Source organism: Halomonas sp. MS1, assembly GCF_024182575.1.
GTDB lineage: Bacteria > Pseudomonadota > Gammaproteobacteria > Pseudomonadales > Halomonadaceae > Vreelandella.
On record NZ_CP098926.1, the window covers coordinates 3,212,665 to 3,227,854 of the forward strand.

Consider the following 15,190-nt stretch of genomic DNA (forward strand, 5'->3'; position numbering starts at 1 on the left):
TAAGTTAAAAGACTTCTTCGTTATGCAGCGCTTCGGCGGCGCCGAGCAGCCCTGTCCACGGGTGAGTCACAATCCACACGGGAATATCGGCGTTATACGCGCCCATCCGGCCTTTGTTCGCAAAGCTATCACGCAGTTCGGATTTGGGTAGCCACTCCAGTAGGCGCGGTAAAATCCCGCCGCATAGATAAACGCCGCCTCTTGCGCCCATTGTTAGGGTCGCGTCGCCGCATACATCGCCGAGGATTTTTAAAAAGCGCAGTAGGCTGGCGGTGGCGATAGAGTCACCCTGGTTAGCGGCTTGGGTAACCTCGGCTGGCGTCGTGCAGCCAGGCGTTTGCTCGTTCAGAGCACAATGGGCCTGATACAGCTCCAGTAAGCCCTGGCCGCATAAAATACGTTCTACGCTGACCCGTTGGTAGCGCTGTAGAAAAACATCCAGCAGCGCCCGCTCGGTGCTGTCAGTGGGGGCGAACGTGACGTGGCCGCCCTCGGTGGGAAGCGGTATCCAGGCGTGTTGGCCGGGAAAAACGCCAGCAACGCCCAGACCTGTACCGGGGCCAATCACCAAGCGGGTAGAGTGAGACTGAGCCACACCTGCTTGCACTTCCACCAGGTTGTCGGTGTCCACATGGGGTACGCCCAGTGCCTGTGCGGTAAAGTCATTAATCACTTTAAACAGCGATAGGTTCAGCGTCTGCTGAACATCGCTTTTCATAAAATCCCAGTGATTATTGGTCATCTTGACCCGCTCGGCGTGAACCGGGCAGGCAAACGCCAAGCAGGCTTCCACCGGTGCATTTTCACCCGTGGCGCCCACGCGCTCCAGGTAGTCCTGAATCGCGTCGATAACCCCAGGGTAGTCCGCGCAGGGAAGATTAATAATATCGTGGGGCGTCACCTCACCTGGCGTGACGAGCGCCAGGCGGGCATTGGTACCGCCAATATCACCAATTAAGGCCGGTCGCATTAGGCATCCTCTTGAAGAATCTGGCCCTGTTGGCGAGCGAGATCATCGGCTTCAAAGCCGCCCAGCGAGCCTGCGCCTTCTTCGCCACGCATGGCCAGGTGGCGGAAGCCGCTAAACAGTTCGCGGCCTAGGCCAACGTGGTAGTGGTCCAAATTCGCCACTACGCGCTCACGATCGGCCCAGGTAGCCGCCTCGACTTTGGCTTCCAGCGTACCTGCGTTGGCGTCCAGGCGCACAATATCGCCGTCACGCAGTTTCGATAGCGGGCCACCGTCCAGTGCTTCTGGGCTGATATGAATCGCAGCGGGCACTTTACCCGACGCGCCAGACATACGGCCATCAGTCACCAGTGCCACTTTGAAGCCACGGTCCTGCAGTACGCCCAGGAACGGCGTCAGTTTGTGAAGTTCCGGCATGCCATTGGCTTTTGGCCCCTGGAAGCGCACCACAACGATGACATCGCGATCTAAGTCGCCGGATTCAAACGCAGCCTTCATTTCGTTCTGGTCGGCGAAGATTTTTACCGGTGCTTCTACTACACGATGTTCGTCGGCAACGGCGGATACTTTGATTACGCCGCGTCCCAGGTTGCCTTTCATTACTGTTAGGCCGCCAGTCGCTGCGAAGGGGGTAGCGACTGGGCGTAAAACGTTTTCATCTAAGCTGCTTTCTGGACCTTCGCGCCAAACCACTTTGCCATTTTCCAGGAAGGGCTCTTGTGTGTAGGCAGTCAGGTCGGTGCCGAACACCGTCGGGATATCGCCGTGCAACAAGCCAGCGCCCAGCAGTTCGCGGAACAGGTAACTCATGCCGCCTGCCGCCTGGAAGTGGTTAATGTCCGCTTGGCCGTTAGGGTATACCTGCATCAGGCTGGGCGTTACGGCGGAGAGGTCGGTGAAGTCGTCCCAGTTCAGCGTAATGCCCGACGCAGCGGCCATGGCAATCAAATGCATCGTATGGTTGGTTGAACCGCCAGATGCCAATAAACCTACCACCGCGTTGACGATGGCGCGTTCATCGATCTGCTTATAGAAAGGGCGGTAGTCGCCGCCAGGTTCAGTGTTGCGAATAGCCTGTTCGGTCGCGTAGCGGGTCAGGGCTTCGCGCATTTCCGTGCCTGGGTTCACAAACGAGGTGCCTGGCAGGTGAAGCCCCATCACTTCCATCATCAGTTGGTTTGAGTTGGCAGTGCCGTAGAAGGTGCAGGTGCCTGGGCTGTGATAGGAGTCAGACTCCGCTTGCAGCAGCTCTTCGCGGCCCACTTTGCCTTCTGCGTATAGCTGACGGATGCGCGCTTTCTCTTTGTTCGGCAGGCCGCTGGGCATTGGGCCGGCGGGTACGAACATAGCAGGCAGGTGACCAAAGCGTGCCGCTGCGATAAACAGACCAGGGATAATCTTGTCGCACACGCCCAGATAAAGGGCAGCATCAAACATGTTGTGTGAAAGCCCAACCGCAGCAGCCATCGCAATCACGTCGCGGGAAAACAGCGACAGTTCCATACCCGGTTGCCCTTGGGTAACCCCATCACACATGGCAGGAACACCACCGGCAAACTGGGCGGTTGAGCCCATGGCGCTAGCAGCGGCTTTGATGGTTTCCGGAAAGGTTTCAAACGGCTGGTGGGCCGATAACATATCGTTGTAAGAAGAAATGATCCCCAAGTTGGCGCTATTCATTAGCTTCAGGGAGTCTTTCTCTTGGGGGCTACAGGCGGCAAAGCCGTGGGCCAGGTTACCGCAGGATAGCTCTGCACGGTGCACACCACGCTTATGTTGGTCCGCCATGCGTTGCTCATAGAGAGCACGCCGCTCAGCAGAGCGCTCACGAATGCGTTGGGTAACCTCAGCAACGGTAGGATTTAAAGTAGCGGGTGTTGAGCTCGGCATAGAGACCTCTGCATGGTAGAGACGGTGAGTCAAGTTTGTAGTTATTTTACATCTTTTTGTGTCGATATAAGAGACTTTACGGCAATAAAAACCATATTTGTAGTTTTATTACCCCTGATTAATAGCAACTATCGTCGTAAATGATGATGCTTTTATGAACATTACAGCTAACAGGGCAATCCGTCCCCGGATGGGGTTGTTGCGTGTTGAAGCAGCTTAAAGCGCAAGTATAGCAGCCGCGCTTTTGCTACCATCTGGCGCAAAATGAATTCGATTGCTGCCCTGGAGCTGCTATGCATCCCATCGTTAACCAAGTCACGCCACTTGATAGTCACACTGGCGCATTAACGCTTCGCTATATTGATACGCTCACTAAGCCGCCGGGCAGCCTCGGCCAGTTAGAGGCATTGGCCGTTACGCTTAGTGAGATCACTGGTGAATGTCAGCCAAGCATCACGCCACCGGCGATCATTGTTTTTGCTGCTGATCACGGGGTTGCTGAAGAGGGCGTGTCGGCCTTTCCACAAGAAGTGACGGCCCAAATGGTGGCTAACTTTGCCCATGGCGGGGCGGCGATCAATGTCTTTGCCAGACAAATTGGTGCCCAGATTGAGGTTGTGGATGTTGGTGTTGCGTCACCGCTGGCAATGCCTGGCGTGATTGATGCCAAAGTGCGCGCGGGCACCGCCAATATGGTGCTTGAAGATGCCATGAGCCGTGACGAAGCGCTGGCTGCGTTACAGGTAGGCTGCGAAGCCGTTGAGCGAGCCGTTCAGGCGGGCGCGAAATGCATTATTGTTGGTGAAATGGGCATTGCTAATACCACGGCAAGCAGCGCCATGCTGGCGGCGCTAACCGGTAAGCTAGTGGCCCAGCTGGTGGGCGCTGGCACTGGTATTAACAGCGCCCAGCAGGCCCATAAAGTAGCGGTGATCGAGCGGGCGCTAAAGGCACGCCAAGTCAATGCCGAAGACCCCATGGAGGTGCTAACCAAGCTCGGCGGGTTAGAGATTGCTGCCATGACAGGGGCTTATTTGGCCACGGCAGCAAACCGACTGCCGGCCATTGTGGATGGCTTTATTGCTACGGTAGCCGCCCTGACGGCCTGCCGTTTATGTCCGGCGGTGCGTGGTTATTTGATTTTTGGGCATCGCTCTGAAGAGCCCGGCCATGCCACGGCCCTTGAGGCACTTGATGCCTCGCCGCTGCTAGCCTTGGGAATGCGCCTGGGAGAAGGCAGTGGCGCGGCGTTGGCGTTTCCTTTATTGCAGGCTGCCGCCGCGATGCTTAGTGAAATGGCCACCTTTGCCGATGCGGGTATTCACGATAATAGTGCCCTATGAGTGAGCAAGAAACGCTTTCATTTAGCCAGCCGCTAACGTGGTCGCAAAGCGAGCACTGCTTGGTGGTGTCTGCTGCTGAGCCACTGTATACCCTGAGTAGCGCACTCGTGGGGGGCGGGTTTGGATATCGCCAACACTTCGCAAATTTTCACGTCGATAAAGATTACGATGGCCATCACCCGGAAGGTGACCTAATACGCTGGCTGGACAATCAGCGGCTACCGTTATGTGCTGTTGCGATGATGACGGCAGTGCGCCTGCGCAACGCATGTGTCGCCAGTGTGCCGCTAGTTAATACAGCCAATGGTGTACTGGCATTGGTGACAGCAGGTGTTGGCAATGCGGTAGATATTAGCGTTTCAAGCGATTCAGACCCCCGTTTAGTGCTGCGAAGCACACCCAAGGTGGGCACGATCAATACGTTCCTTTTTTTAGATGCCCATTTGACCGATGGTGCGCTGGTTAATGCTTCTATCTCGGCAACGGAGGCGAAAGTTCAGGCGCTGAGAAAAGTGGGCGTTAATGATCCATTCAGTGATACGCCTGCAACTGGAACATCAACCGATAGCCTGTCTATCGCTGCTACTCAACGCGGTTGTCAGACCTCTTATGCAGGCTCTGGTACGGCGCTTGGACGGGCGATTGGACAAGCAGTGTATCGAGCAACGCTAGATTCGCTGAGCAAATCGCAGCAGGTTTCACCATGCTAGGGGTAGCTACTGTTGGGTTAGTCGCGATGGCGATTGTCATTGATTTGATCGTGGGTGACCCGCGCCCATTGCCGCACCCAGTGGTCATCATTGGGCGTGCTATCAGCGCACTTGAGCAGCGCTGGAACCAGGGCAGTGACAAGCGCCGTCGGCTCTTAGGCTTTTTACTCACCGCCACCATTGTGCTGGGCACGTTTAGTTTCGCTTGGCTGAGTTTGGAACTACTGACTTGGGTGCACCCTTGGCTTGGGCTAGCTGCTGAGCTTTGGTTGCTGGCGACAACGCTGGCCATAAAAGGCTTGGCGGAAGCGGGGCGCGCTATTGCCGTGCCGCTGGCTAACGGTGATTTAGCATCGGCGCGAAAGGCGCTTTCCATGGTGGTGGGGCGTGATACCGAGCAGCTGGATGAGGCGGAGATTACCCGTGGCGCGGTGGAAACCATTGCAGAAAATACCGTGGATGGCATCACCTCGCCGCTATTCTTCGCGTTTATCGGCGGTGCGCCGCTGGCGCTGGCTTATAAAGCAATCAACACGCTGGATTCCATGGTGGGGTATCAAAACGAACGCTATAGCGACTTCGGCTATGCCTCGGCGAAGCTCGATGATATGGCTAACTGGCTGCCCGCCAGGCTGACTGCGCTCTGTTTGTGGGTTGCTGGGGGGCTAATCAGCTGGCAATCCTCAACTCTCTATTGGCGCCGGGCCATGTTGGCCACCTGCCGCCAAGCGCCCCGTCACCCAAGCCCTAATGCGGGTTGGCCAGAAGCCATGGTCGCGAATCTGCTGGGTGTGCAGTTGGGCGGCACTAATGTTTATCAGGGCGCGGTTTCCCATCGAGCAACCCTTGGCTCGCCACTGGAAACGCTGACGTGTTCGCATATCAACGCCACTATTAAATTAATGCACGGCGCTTGGCTGCTGTTTTTCTTGTTAATGGGCGTATTAACGGGCTTAACAAGCGAGGGGATTTCATGGCTATGAGTCGTCAAACCAACGTTCACAAGGCGACTGATTGGCCAAGCCATGGTGGCCAGGCCGCAGCGCTGCTGAAGCGTTTTGGGCTACCTGCCGATCATGTGATTGACGATGTAAGCGCTAACCTTAACCCATTTGGGCCGCCCGAATGGCTGGCAGGCTGGTTGGTAACACGACTTGGTGGGCTTAGCCGCTATCCCTCGCCGGATTACGCCTCAGCCCGGCAGGCCATTGCGGCGCAAAATGGCGTTCAGCCAGCACAAGTGCTGCTGACCAATGGTGGGGCAGAGGCCATTTTTCTTGCCGCTGCGCTGCATGCCGGTGGCCGAGCCTTATTATTGGCTCCCAGCTTTGGTGAATATGCCAGAGCCTGTTCTGCCCACCGTATTGAAATGACCGAGCATGTATTGCGCGAGCCGCATTTCGCTTGTCAGATGGACGACCTGCTAGAGAGTGCAGCAAACGCCGACGTGGTGTTTCTGTGTCGTCCGAATAATCCGACTGGCACGCTGATAGCCATCGAGGCAGTAGAGGCACTGCTAGCGCACACGCAGGCTACTGGAACCCAAGTGGTGGTCGACGAAGCCTTTATCGATCTATCAATAGACGTCGAGGCGCTGACGCCGCTGCTTAAGCGTTACTGTCATTTAGTACTGCTACGCTCAATGACCAAGTTTTATACCTTGCCTGGGTTACGCCTAGGCTACGTGCTGGCTTCGAAAAACCTAGTAGACACCATGAGTCACCACCAACCGCCTTGGAGTGTGAACTATCTTGCTGCTGAACTGGTGGCACCGCTGTTAGCGGATAGCGAGTTTGCACGGCTCACCCAGCAGTGGCTGGCTAGTGAGCAGCCACGTCTGGGCAGGGCGTTACAGGCGCTAGGGCTTGAGGTGGTGCCCAGTCACAGCTGCTTTTTCCTTGTGCGGCCAAGTGTTTTACAGCGTGAACGCGGCGTGACCAGCGCAGACCTGTTTGAACGCATGCTTTATAAAGGACTACTGGCGAGGCATACCCACAGCTTTAAAGGGCTTGAGGGCAGTTGGTTACGCTTGGCACTGCGTAATGAGTCGGCAAATAACCGCTTGCTAAAGGTGCTGCATGATTGTCTTTGTTAGCGGGGGCGCTCGCTCAGGAAAAAGCCAAGTAGCTGAGCAGCGTGTGCTCAGTGCAGCGGGGGACGCCAGCTGCTACTACATTGCCACCGCCAATGTTTACGACGCCGAAATGGCCGACCGGGTATCGCGCCACCAGGCACGCCGGGAAGGCCAGTGGGTGACGCTAGAAGCGCCCCTGGCGATTGACCAAGCGATTGCCCAAGTGCCTGATCACCACGCGGTGCTACTCGATTGTTTAACTCTCTGGGCAGGGCAAGTGCTGTTTGGCGCTGAGCCAAATGAAGAATTCAGTGATGAGCAAGGTCTAGCGCTGCTGGCTCGCTGCCTGCGTGATGCACAAGCACGGGGACTAACACTGGTGATTGTATCGAACGATCTCAACGAAGAGCTGATTCCCAATCAGCCGGCTACCTGGCGCTACGTTGAGTTTATCCAGTGCTTACACCGCTGGTTAGCGGCGGAAGCTGACTCAGTGCTTGAAGTCATCGCGGGCTGTGCCATGGAGTGGAAACGATGAAAAATGCGCTGTTCGGCCTAATACTCGCGCTGCAGTTTCTAACCCGAATTCCGCTTCCTGTTGCCTGTCCATGGACACCTGCCACCCGTCGCTGGGCAATTCGCGCCTATCCGTTGGTAGGGTTATTAATTGGCAGCGTGCTGGCGTTAAGCGCGCTGCTATTAAGTTTCATAGAGTCACCAGCGCCAATCACTGCGTTGCTACTGCTAAGCCTATGGGTAGCGCTTTCGGGTGGTTTGCATCTTGATGGCGTAATGGACCTTGCCGATGCGTTAGGCAGTAACCAGCCCCTTGAGCGGCGTTGGGAAATCATGAAGGACGCTCAGATAGGCAGTTTCGGCATTCTGGCATTGCTGTTTTTGCTGGCCTGGAAGGGCGTATTGCTTTGGGCACTGGTGGCTTATCAGGCGCCGCTGTGGTGGCTGGTTGCCGTGCCTGCATTGGGTCGATTGGCTGGGGTCGCGCTGCTGATTTTTACCCCCTGTGCTCACTCGAAGGGGCTCGCATGGAGCTGGCAGCAGTCGCTAAGTGCCCGTGATGTTGGTTATGCCTTGCTACCGTTGGTGCTGGTTGTTGCGGTTTCACCGACATTGCTTGCCTGGGGGGTAGTCATCGTCGTGTGGGTAGCAATCGCCAGAAAGGCACTGCTGCGGCTATTTAACGGCATCAATGGCGATATGGTAGGTGCCACCATTGAAGGAGGAGAGCTTTGGCTACTGGTCTTAATGTGGAGTTGGTGGCAGTTCGCCACGGTATCACCGCCTGGAATTTAGAGCGCCGCTACCAAGGACAGCGCGATATTCCGCTGCTATTTCCTGATGCAGAAGTGGGGCTGCTGGCACTGCGTGACGCATTGGCAGAAGAGTGCTTTGACGCTGTTTATTCCAGTGATTTAAACCGCTGTCAGCAAACTCTTGAGTGGTCACAGGCGGCAAAGCCGGGTGTGCCGCTGTATCTAGAACCACGATTACGTGAGCTGGATTTTGGTGACTATGAAGGCAAAGTTTACGATGAACTAAAAGACTTACCCCATTATCGCGCCTGGATTGACAGCGTGGGTGAGCTGCAAATTCCCGGCGGTGAATCGTCTGGCCAGCTACGTGAGCGTTTAAATGCTTGGCTTGAAGAGGTGGCGGCGCACGCCCGCGAACATCATTATCAAAAAGTGCTGGTTGTTACCCACGGCGGGGTAATACGCGAGTTGCGGCGTCGTTTCGAAACCATTGGCTTTTGGGAAGGCATCGTTCACCAAGCACAAGGACGGCGTTGGCAACTGACGTATCTAAAACGTGAAGATGGCAAAGGAGAGTGGCAATGCAGCTGTTCATCGGCGGTGCCTGCGCAGGTAAGCGCGATGTTGTAAAAGCACGCTTTCCCAGCGCTGTTTGGTGGCGGCTTTCTCCAGGGCAGCGTTTACACGAAGCGACCCACATCATGCAGCCTAATGTGCCGCTCGTTCTGCACGGTGTGTTTGAGTGGTTAGCGGCCGTGCTGCACTCGGATATGAGCAGCGATGCGTCGCGCGCGCAGTGGCGGGGAGATCTGGAAAGCTTGGCCACTGCCGCACAAACCCACAGTGCAACGCTGGTGGTCATTATGAATGAGCTAGGGCGGGGAATCGTCCCCATGGCCCGAGACCAGCGTCGCCTGCGCGATTTGAGCGGCTGGTTTAGCCAAGACGCTGCCGCCCAATCTGAGCAGGTCTGGCATGTACGACATGGGCTCGTGCAGGCGCTTAAACCCTAGTCGGTTAAATTGACCAGCCCCTAACAAGTTGCTAGTTTACGCGCACTCTCAGGTGCTGATGGTCATTATCGCCATCAGTTAAACGGGAAGTTGGTGAACACTTACGTGATTCCAACGCTGCCCCCGCAACGGTGATCGAGATAAGAACGGCTAAAGATGCCACTGTGCTAACGCATGGGAAGGTGGTCGTTCGGAAAGGCATGATGCTGTTATCCGCTTTTCGCTCGTCAGCCCGGAGACCGGCCTAAGAGGCATGGTTCTACAGGACCACAACATGCCGAGACGCGGAGGGCGTGCTCAGGGTGATATCGCTAGCTTAGGCTGCTGATCCCCCATCATCCCTCTGCCCGGTCAAAAAAATACGCTGTGCGGGTGAGCACAGTGAGCAAGGGATCTCCTCATGCCTTACCGTTTTCATTCCACCGCCACGCTGGCGGCGTTTGCGATGGCCGCATTGCCCATGGCCGTTCAAGCCCAATCTAACGCGCAGTCTGCTGCGAATGCATTAAACCCCGTTGTTGTTACCGCCGCACTTGCTCCGCGTACTGCCAATGAAAGCCTGTCCTCGGTGACTGTACTGGATGAGGCAACGCTACGCCGTCAAGATCCGGTAAGTATTACCGACTTGTTGCGCGGCCAGCCAGGGGTGGATGTTTCCACGAACGGCAGCTTTGGCAAAAACAGTAGCGTTTTTATTCGTGGCAGCGGTAGCGGCCAAAATGTCCTGTTGATTGATGGTATTCGTCTTCGCTCCGCCACTAGTGGTGGGGCTGCCTGGCAGCATCTGGAGCCGCGCATGTTTGATCGCGCTGAAATTGTGCGTGGTCCGCGTGGCAGCCTATACGGTGCCGACGCGATTGGCGGCGTTATTCAGTTGTTTACCCCCCAAGGCGAAGAAGAGGGTCCGCAACCGCGTATTTCTGTCGGTGGTGGTTCGTTTAATACCCAGCGCCTAAGTGCCGGTATTAGCGGCAAAGAGGGCGGCACCCGCTATAGCTTTTCCGCTAGCCACTTCGCCACGGATGGTCAACCGATTCGACGCGACGGCGACGATAAGAGCTATGACAACACCACGGCGTTAGCGCGGGTGTCTCACACCTTTGAAAGCGGTGCAGAAGCGGGCGTGTTGGCGCTTCGTGCCCGTGGTCATAACGAATACGATGGCGGTGAAAACGAGTTCGTTCAGCAAGTGGCGGGTATCTACGGCGAGCTGCCGATAACCGATAACTGGCGCGGCCGTTTAACACTCAGCGAATCTCGTGATGAAAGTGATAACATCAATAGCTTTGGTGACTCCGTGTTTAACACCAAGGTGAGTACTGCGCGCTGGGAAAATACCTTCACAGCGGGTGCACACGAGCTGATTGCAGGCGCTGAATACAGCGAAGATCGCGTTAATAGCACTACGGCGTACGATGAAACTAGCCGAAGCAACGCGGCGGTATTTACCCAAGCCTTGCTCGATTTTGCGCCGTTTACTCTGCAAGCCAGCTTGCGCTTTGATGACAATGAAGCTTACGGCGAAGAAGTCACCGGCAGCGTAGGCGTGGGCTATGACCTAGACGTCCACCACACCTTGCGTGCCAACTACGGTACAGCCTTTAACGCACCCACTTACAACCAGCTCTACTTCCCAGGCTTTGGTAATCCCGACTTAGAGTCTGAAACGTCGCAAAGCATCGAGGTCGGTGTGCGCGGTCAGTACGCCCATTGGTTCTGGGATGCGGCACTCTATCAAACCGATATCGACAACTTGATTGCTGGCCAGGGGTTGCTGTTTAACGTACCCGAAACCCGTATTCGTGGAGCTGAGCTGGCTGCAGGCGTCGAGCTGGACGATTGGACGCTAGCCGCTGCGCTGACCTACACCGATCCTGAAAACCGCCTAACAGGTAAACGTCTGCAAAACCGCGCCTCACAAAGCCTTCGCTTAGACGTAGACCGTGAACTGGGCGACTGGTCGGTGGGTGGCTCCTGGATTGCTCAAAACCACCGTTACCGCGATACGCAGAACCAAGATCGCCTCAGCGGTTACGGGCAGGTTAACCTGCGCGCAGGTTGGCAGTTTGCCCCGTTATGGAGTGCGCGTGTAACGTTGGAAAACGTGTTGGATCAAGATTACATTACAACGCGCTCGTTTGATGGTGCCGACTATCTTAACGCAGGCCGTGCAGGATTCTTAAGCGTTCACTATGGCCAATAAAACAGCGAATCAGACATTGTTTAAACATCGCGGGGCCACTGGCCCCGCACTGTTATTAAGCCGGCTCATACTAAGCTTATCGATGCTCAGTGGTGTGGTTGCAAACGTCGTATTGGCAGATGATCACAGCCGCTGCGCGGTGGATGATCGTGAGCGTGAAGTGTGTCTATACACGCCGGCTCAACGTATTGCCACGCTCTCGCCAGGGGCGACAGAGCTGACCTACGCTGCGGGCGCCGGGGATCAGGTGGTGGCGGTGGTTAGTTACAGCGATTATCCACCAGAGGCCAAAGACGTTGCGTCTGTTGGCAGCCATACGCGCATTGATTTAGAAGCCCTGGTAGGGCTGGCGCCTGATTTAGTGATCGGCTGGGTAACCGGAAACCCCGCTGAACAGCTGGAAACCCTTGAAGCGCTGGGTATGCCGGTATTCTATATTGAGCCTAGGAATTTTGAGGGCGTGGCCAGCGCAATTGAGCGCTTGGCGAAGCTGGCAGGCACTGAAGGTGCCGGTCAGGCGGTCGCTGATAATTTCCGGTCGAGGATGGCTGATCTGGCCGCTCGCTATCGTGATCGGGAGCCAGTGCGCACCTTCTATCAAGTGTGGGATGAGCCGTTAATGAGTGTCAATGACGCACACCTTATCGGCCAGGTGATCGAGATCTGCGGCGGTGAAAATGTGTTTGGTGAGCAGGCGCGCTTAGTGCCACGTATTGATGATGAGGCTGTCCTGGCGGCAAACCCTGAAGCGATTGTTGCCGGCGGCATGGGTGAAGAGAATCGCCATTGGCTGACCCACTGGGAGCAGTACTCAAACGTAACGGCGGTTGCCGATGATAATCTCTTTTTTGTCCCGCCTTCTCTGATTCAGCGGCCCACCCCGCGCTTGATGGAAGGTAGCCAAATTCTCTGCGAGAAGCTTGATATCGCCCGACAAAAACGCGAGCGCCATTAAATGTTAGCACGATTGGGCTTCCCGCTAGGCCTGTTGCTGCTGGCGGCACTGGCTTCGCTGATTATCGCCCTTGGCATTGGTAGTGCGCAGCTTTCCCCTGGGCAAATTTGGCAAGTGGTTCTCGGTCATCTTGGTTATATCGGCCAGGACGAGGGCAATGCGCTTGCGCGTACTATGGTGCTGGAGCTGCGCTTGCCAAGAGCACTTTCGGCTTTTGCTGTCGGTGGATTGTTAGCGGTAGCGGGTGCTCTGATGCAAGTGCTGCTGCGTAATCCTCTTGCAGACCCTTATGTACTCGGGCTTTCCGGCGGTGCCTCGATTGGTGCACTTGCTGCCATGCTAGGTGGTCTTGGTGGATTGGCAATTTCAGGTTCGGCATTTGGCGGTGCGCTATTTTCGACGTTCTTAGTCTTTGGTTTGGCCCACGGCAGCGGTAGTTGGACACCTTCGCGGTTACTGCTAACCGGCGTAGTGGTTGCGGCAGGTTGGGGCGCGGTGATCACCTTGATGTTGGCATTGAGCCCTGCTGAGCGGTTACCGGGCATGCTGTATTGGCTAATGGGCGATCTTTCTTACGCGCGTGCTCCCTGGCCACCGCTGCTGCTGTTACTGGCTACTTGCGTGGTACTGATGCCCCTTGGACGCAGCTTAAATGTGCTGGCCCGTGGCCCGCAGCAAGCTGCTGCGCTGGGCGTTGCCGTCCGGCCACTTGAGTGGTGCATCTATATTGTCGCCAGTTTGTTAACCGCCGCGGCTGTTACTACGGCGGGCAGCATCGGCTTTGTCGGCTTGGTAGTGCCACATATGCTGCGTCTATTGCTGGGTAATGATCAGCGGTTAATCTTACCGGCCTGTGCTCTGGCTGGGGGCACCTTACTGGTGCTGGCCGATACACTGGCGCGCACGATGATTGCTCCGGAACAACTGCCAGTGGGGGTGATTACCGCGCTATTAGGTGTGCCGACGTTCCTCTTTCTGCTTTACCGGAGCCGCTGATGAGCCGTTTGGTTACCCAAGACCTCATCATCAACGTGCCGGGAAGAGACGATGGCACGGCGCTGAATATTGTCATCGAACCAGGGCAGGTATGGGGCGTGCTCGGCCCCAACGGAGCAGGTAAAACGACGCTGCTGCACACCTTGGCAGGGCTGAACGCGCCGCGCTCCGGGCAAGTGCTATTGGGAGGGCAGTCGCTTGAGACGCTGAGCAGACGGCAAGTTGCGCAAATGTTGGGAATTGTCTTCCAGGAACGCTTGGATGGTTTTCCCGCGACCGTGCTGGAAACCGCACTGATTGGCCGCCACCCCTACCTATCGCTGTGGCAAATGGAGGGCGCCGCCGACTACGCCCAAGCCGAGGCAGCGCTTGAACGGTTAGACGTTGCGCACCTGCGCGACCGTTTGGTGAGTACGCTTTCTGGTGGCGAGCGTCAGCGCGTGGCGATGGCCACGGTACTGACTCAGGCTCCCAATATCTGGCTGGCTGACGAACCCACCAACCACCTCGACCTACACCACCAAAGCGCAGTGATGGCGCTGATGGCCCAGCAGGCAGCCCAGGGCAGCGCGGTGATGATGTGCCTGCACGATTTAAATCTAGCCGCCCGCTGGTGTGATCACCTTTTGCTGCTTTACCCCAGTGGCGAGGCTTGCTGGGGCACGCGAGACAGCACGCTGGTGCCCAGTGCATTAGAGCGCCTTTACCAGCAGCGGCTGGCGGTGGTCGAGGTTGAAGGGGCACCGGTATTCGTGCCCATAAAAGAGTGATGACAAGCTTAGCTAGCTCAACAGTTAGCGCTCGCTGCTACGTTAGCGGGCATCTAATAAGGGGGCTGGTTTTTGCTGTCGCTGGTTTGGTTGACGCTGGCGGGACATCAGAAACAGGCCTGTGCCCACCAAAACCCCGCCAATCACTTCATGCCATGCCGGGTGTTGTCCGATCAATATAAATGCAACCAGGGCGGCAAACAGTGGGCACAGAAACAAGAAGCCGCTTGTATGTACGGAGCCGCCAATCTTTAACGCCGCAAACCAAAGCCCGATAGCTCCAGTCGACGCGGGAATTGCCAGCCACATAAACATTCCCCAGTGGTAAGCATCCGTCGGCAGGGAAAAAGGTTGTTTGCTGAATGCAGCTATCACCATAAGCAGCAGGGAGCCAATCAACATCTGCCAGAAAGTGACTACCCAAGGTGAGGGCGTCATGGCAAATTTCTTACTTAACACGGTAGAGCAGGCCCAGCAGGTAGATGCCAGCATCACCAATACTTCCCCATGCCCGATTCCGTGGTAGCCGTCAACGTCGATCCCAATACAAATAACCACTCCAATAAATGCAGAGGCTAAGCCGAATAAGGCAAACGTCGAGGAGCGCTCGCCTAAAATAAACCATGCCAAGACAACCACCAGTAAAGGATTACTGGCCATAAGAATGGCCGCTATTGAAGAGCTGGTCGCCGTTAGTCCAATGTTGAGTAGCGACATGACACCGGCTGTTTGAAAACTACCAATTATTAGCAGTTTTACCCAAGGAAGGTCTTTAATAGCTATTTTATGCCTGCGCATTTGGATAAAAACAAAAGGCGACAAGGATACTGCTGCGACCAGGAAGCGAGCAGACGCCGCCCATAACGGCGACATCTGCTCCATAACGAGCTTAGTGCTGACAAAAGAAGACCCTTGCAGGAATGTAGATGCGATTATCAGAACGTAATAGTGGTCAGTGAGTGACGTTAGTAAACGTTTCATATTCCTCTACCGATT

The 15,190-nt window shown here is 55.9% G+C and carries 15 protein-coding genes and 1 riboswitch; of the genes, 12 read left to right on the forward strand and 3 right to left on the reverse strand.

Annotated elements, in window-relative coordinates; all coding sequences use genetic code 11:
* Nucleotides 1-4: 4 nt before the first annotated feature.
* Together glk and edd are read right to left on the reverse strand one after the other, a co-directional pair.
* Nucleotides 5-970 (reverse strand): glucokinase, encoded by a 966-nt coding sequence (gene glk / locus NF683_RS14605; protein ID WP_253920301.1) that lies wholly within the window; start codon nucleotides 968-970, stop codon nucleotides 5-7.
* The gene (gene edd / locus NF683_RS14610) at nucleotides 970-2,859 is read right to left on the reverse strand and encodes a phosphogluconate dehydratase (RefSeq protein ID WP_089037972.1); all 1,890 of its coding nucleotides are present in this window, start codon (nucleotides 2,857-2,859) and stop codon (nucleotides 970-972) included. Before edd ends, glk begins: the two co-directional genes overlap by 1 nt.
* 293 nt (nucleotides 2,860-3,152) lie before the next feature.
* Between edd and cobT the strand changes: the two genes are divergently transcribed.
* The 12 genes from cobT (at nucleotide 3,153) to NF683_RS14670 (ending at nucleotide 14,194) form a co-directional block, all read left to right on the forward strand.
* Entirely contained in the window at nucleotides 3,153-4,202 is a 1,050-nt protein-coding gene (gene cobT / locus NF683_RS14615) for a nicotinate-nucleotide--dimethylbenzimidazole phosphoribosyltransferase (protein ID WP_253920302.1), read from the forward strand.
* Entirely contained in the window at nucleotides 4,199-4,912 is a 714-nt protein-coding gene (locus NF683_RS14620) for an adenosylcobinamide amidohydrolase (RefSeq protein ID WP_253920303.1), read from the forward strand. The genes cobT and NF683_RS14620 overlap by 4 nt, the downstream gene beginning before the upstream one ends.
* Complete coding sequence (gene cbiB / locus NF683_RS14625; RefSeq protein ID WP_253920304.1) at nucleotides 4,906-5,895, forward strand: adenosylcobinamide-phosphate synthase CbiB; 990 nt, start codon at nucleotides 4,906-4,908, stop codon at nucleotides 5,893-5,895. The genes NF683_RS14620 and cbiB overlap by 7 nt, the downstream gene beginning before the upstream one ends.
* Nucleotides 5,892-7,007 carry a threonine-phosphate decarboxylase CobD gene (gene cobD, locus NF683_RS14630; protein ID WP_253920305.1) on the forward strand — a complete coding sequence of 372 codons (1,116 nt, stop codon included), beginning with the start codon at nucleotides 5,892-5,894 and terminating at the stop codon, nucleotides 7,005-7,007. The genes cbiB and cobD overlap by 4 nt, the downstream gene beginning before the upstream one ends.
* Entirely contained in the window at nucleotides 6,991-7,524 is a 534-nt protein-coding gene (locus tag NF683_RS14635; protein ID WP_253920306.1) for a bifunctional adenosylcobinamide kinase/adenosylcobinamide-phosphate guanylyltransferase, read from the forward strand. Before cobD ends, NF683_RS14635 begins: the two co-directional genes overlap by 17 nt.
* Nucleotides 7,521-8,297: an adenosylcobinamide-GDP ribazoletransferase gene (cobS, locus tag NF683_RS14640; protein WP_253920307.1), complete on the forward strand. Its 777-nt coding sequence runs from the start codon at nucleotides 7,521-7,523 to the stop codon at nucleotides 8,295-8,297. Before NF683_RS14635 ends, cobS begins: the two co-directional genes overlap by 4 nt.
* Nucleotides 8,234-8,887 (forward strand): histidine phosphatase family protein, encoded by a 654-nt coding sequence (locus tag NF683_RS14645; RefSeq protein WP_253920308.1) that lies wholly within the window; start codon nucleotides 8,234-8,236, stop codon nucleotides 8,885-8,887. Before cobS ends, NF683_RS14645 begins: the two co-directional genes overlap by 64 nt.
* Nucleotides 8,839-9,270: a bifunctional adenosylcobinamide kinase/adenosylcobinamide-phosphate guanylyltransferase gene (locus NF683_RS14650; protein WP_253920309.1), complete on the forward strand. Its 432-nt coding sequence runs from the start codon at nucleotides 8,839-8,841 to the stop codon at nucleotides 9,268-9,270. The genes NF683_RS14645 and NF683_RS14650 overlap by 49 nt, the downstream gene beginning before the upstream one ends.
* A gap of 33 nt (nucleotides 9,271-9,303) precedes the next feature.
* Nucleotides 9,304-9,532: riboswitch (cobalamin riboswitch) on the forward strand.
* Between the two features lie 138 nt (nucleotides 9,533-9,670).
* Entirely contained in the window at nucleotides 9,671-11,473 is a 1,803-nt protein-coding gene (locus tag NF683_RS14655; protein WP_253920310.1) for a TonB-dependent receptor domain-containing protein, read from the forward strand.
* The gene (locus NF683_RS14660; protein ID WP_456362349.1) at nucleotides 11,463-12,428 is read left to right on the forward strand and encodes a cobalamin-binding protein; all 966 of its coding nucleotides are present in this window, start codon (nucleotides 11,463-11,465) and stop codon (nucleotides 12,426-12,428) included. Before NF683_RS14655 ends, NF683_RS14660 begins: the two co-directional genes overlap by 11 nt.
* Complete coding sequence (locus NF683_RS14665; protein WP_253920311.1) at nucleotides 12,429-13,424, forward strand: FecCD family ABC transporter permease; 996 nt, start codon at nucleotides 12,429-12,431, stop codon at nucleotides 13,422-13,424.
* Nucleotides 13,424-14,194 (forward strand): ABC transporter ATP-binding protein, encoded by a 771-nt coding sequence (locus NF683_RS14670; protein ID WP_253920312.1) that lies wholly within the window; start codon nucleotides 13,424-13,426, stop codon nucleotides 14,192-14,194. The genes NF683_RS14665 and NF683_RS14670 overlap by 1 nt, the downstream gene beginning before the upstream one ends.
* A 42-nt stretch (nucleotides 14,195-14,236) precedes the next feature.
* Here the strand turns inward: NF683_RS14670 and NF683_RS14675 are convergent, their stop codons facing one another.
* Complete coding sequence (locus NF683_RS14675) at nucleotides 14,237-15,175, reverse strand: DMT family transporter (protein WP_253920313.1); 939 nt, start codon at nucleotides 15,173-15,175, stop codon at nucleotides 14,237-14,239.
* Between the last annotated feature and the right edge of the window lie 15 nt (nucleotides 15,176-15,190).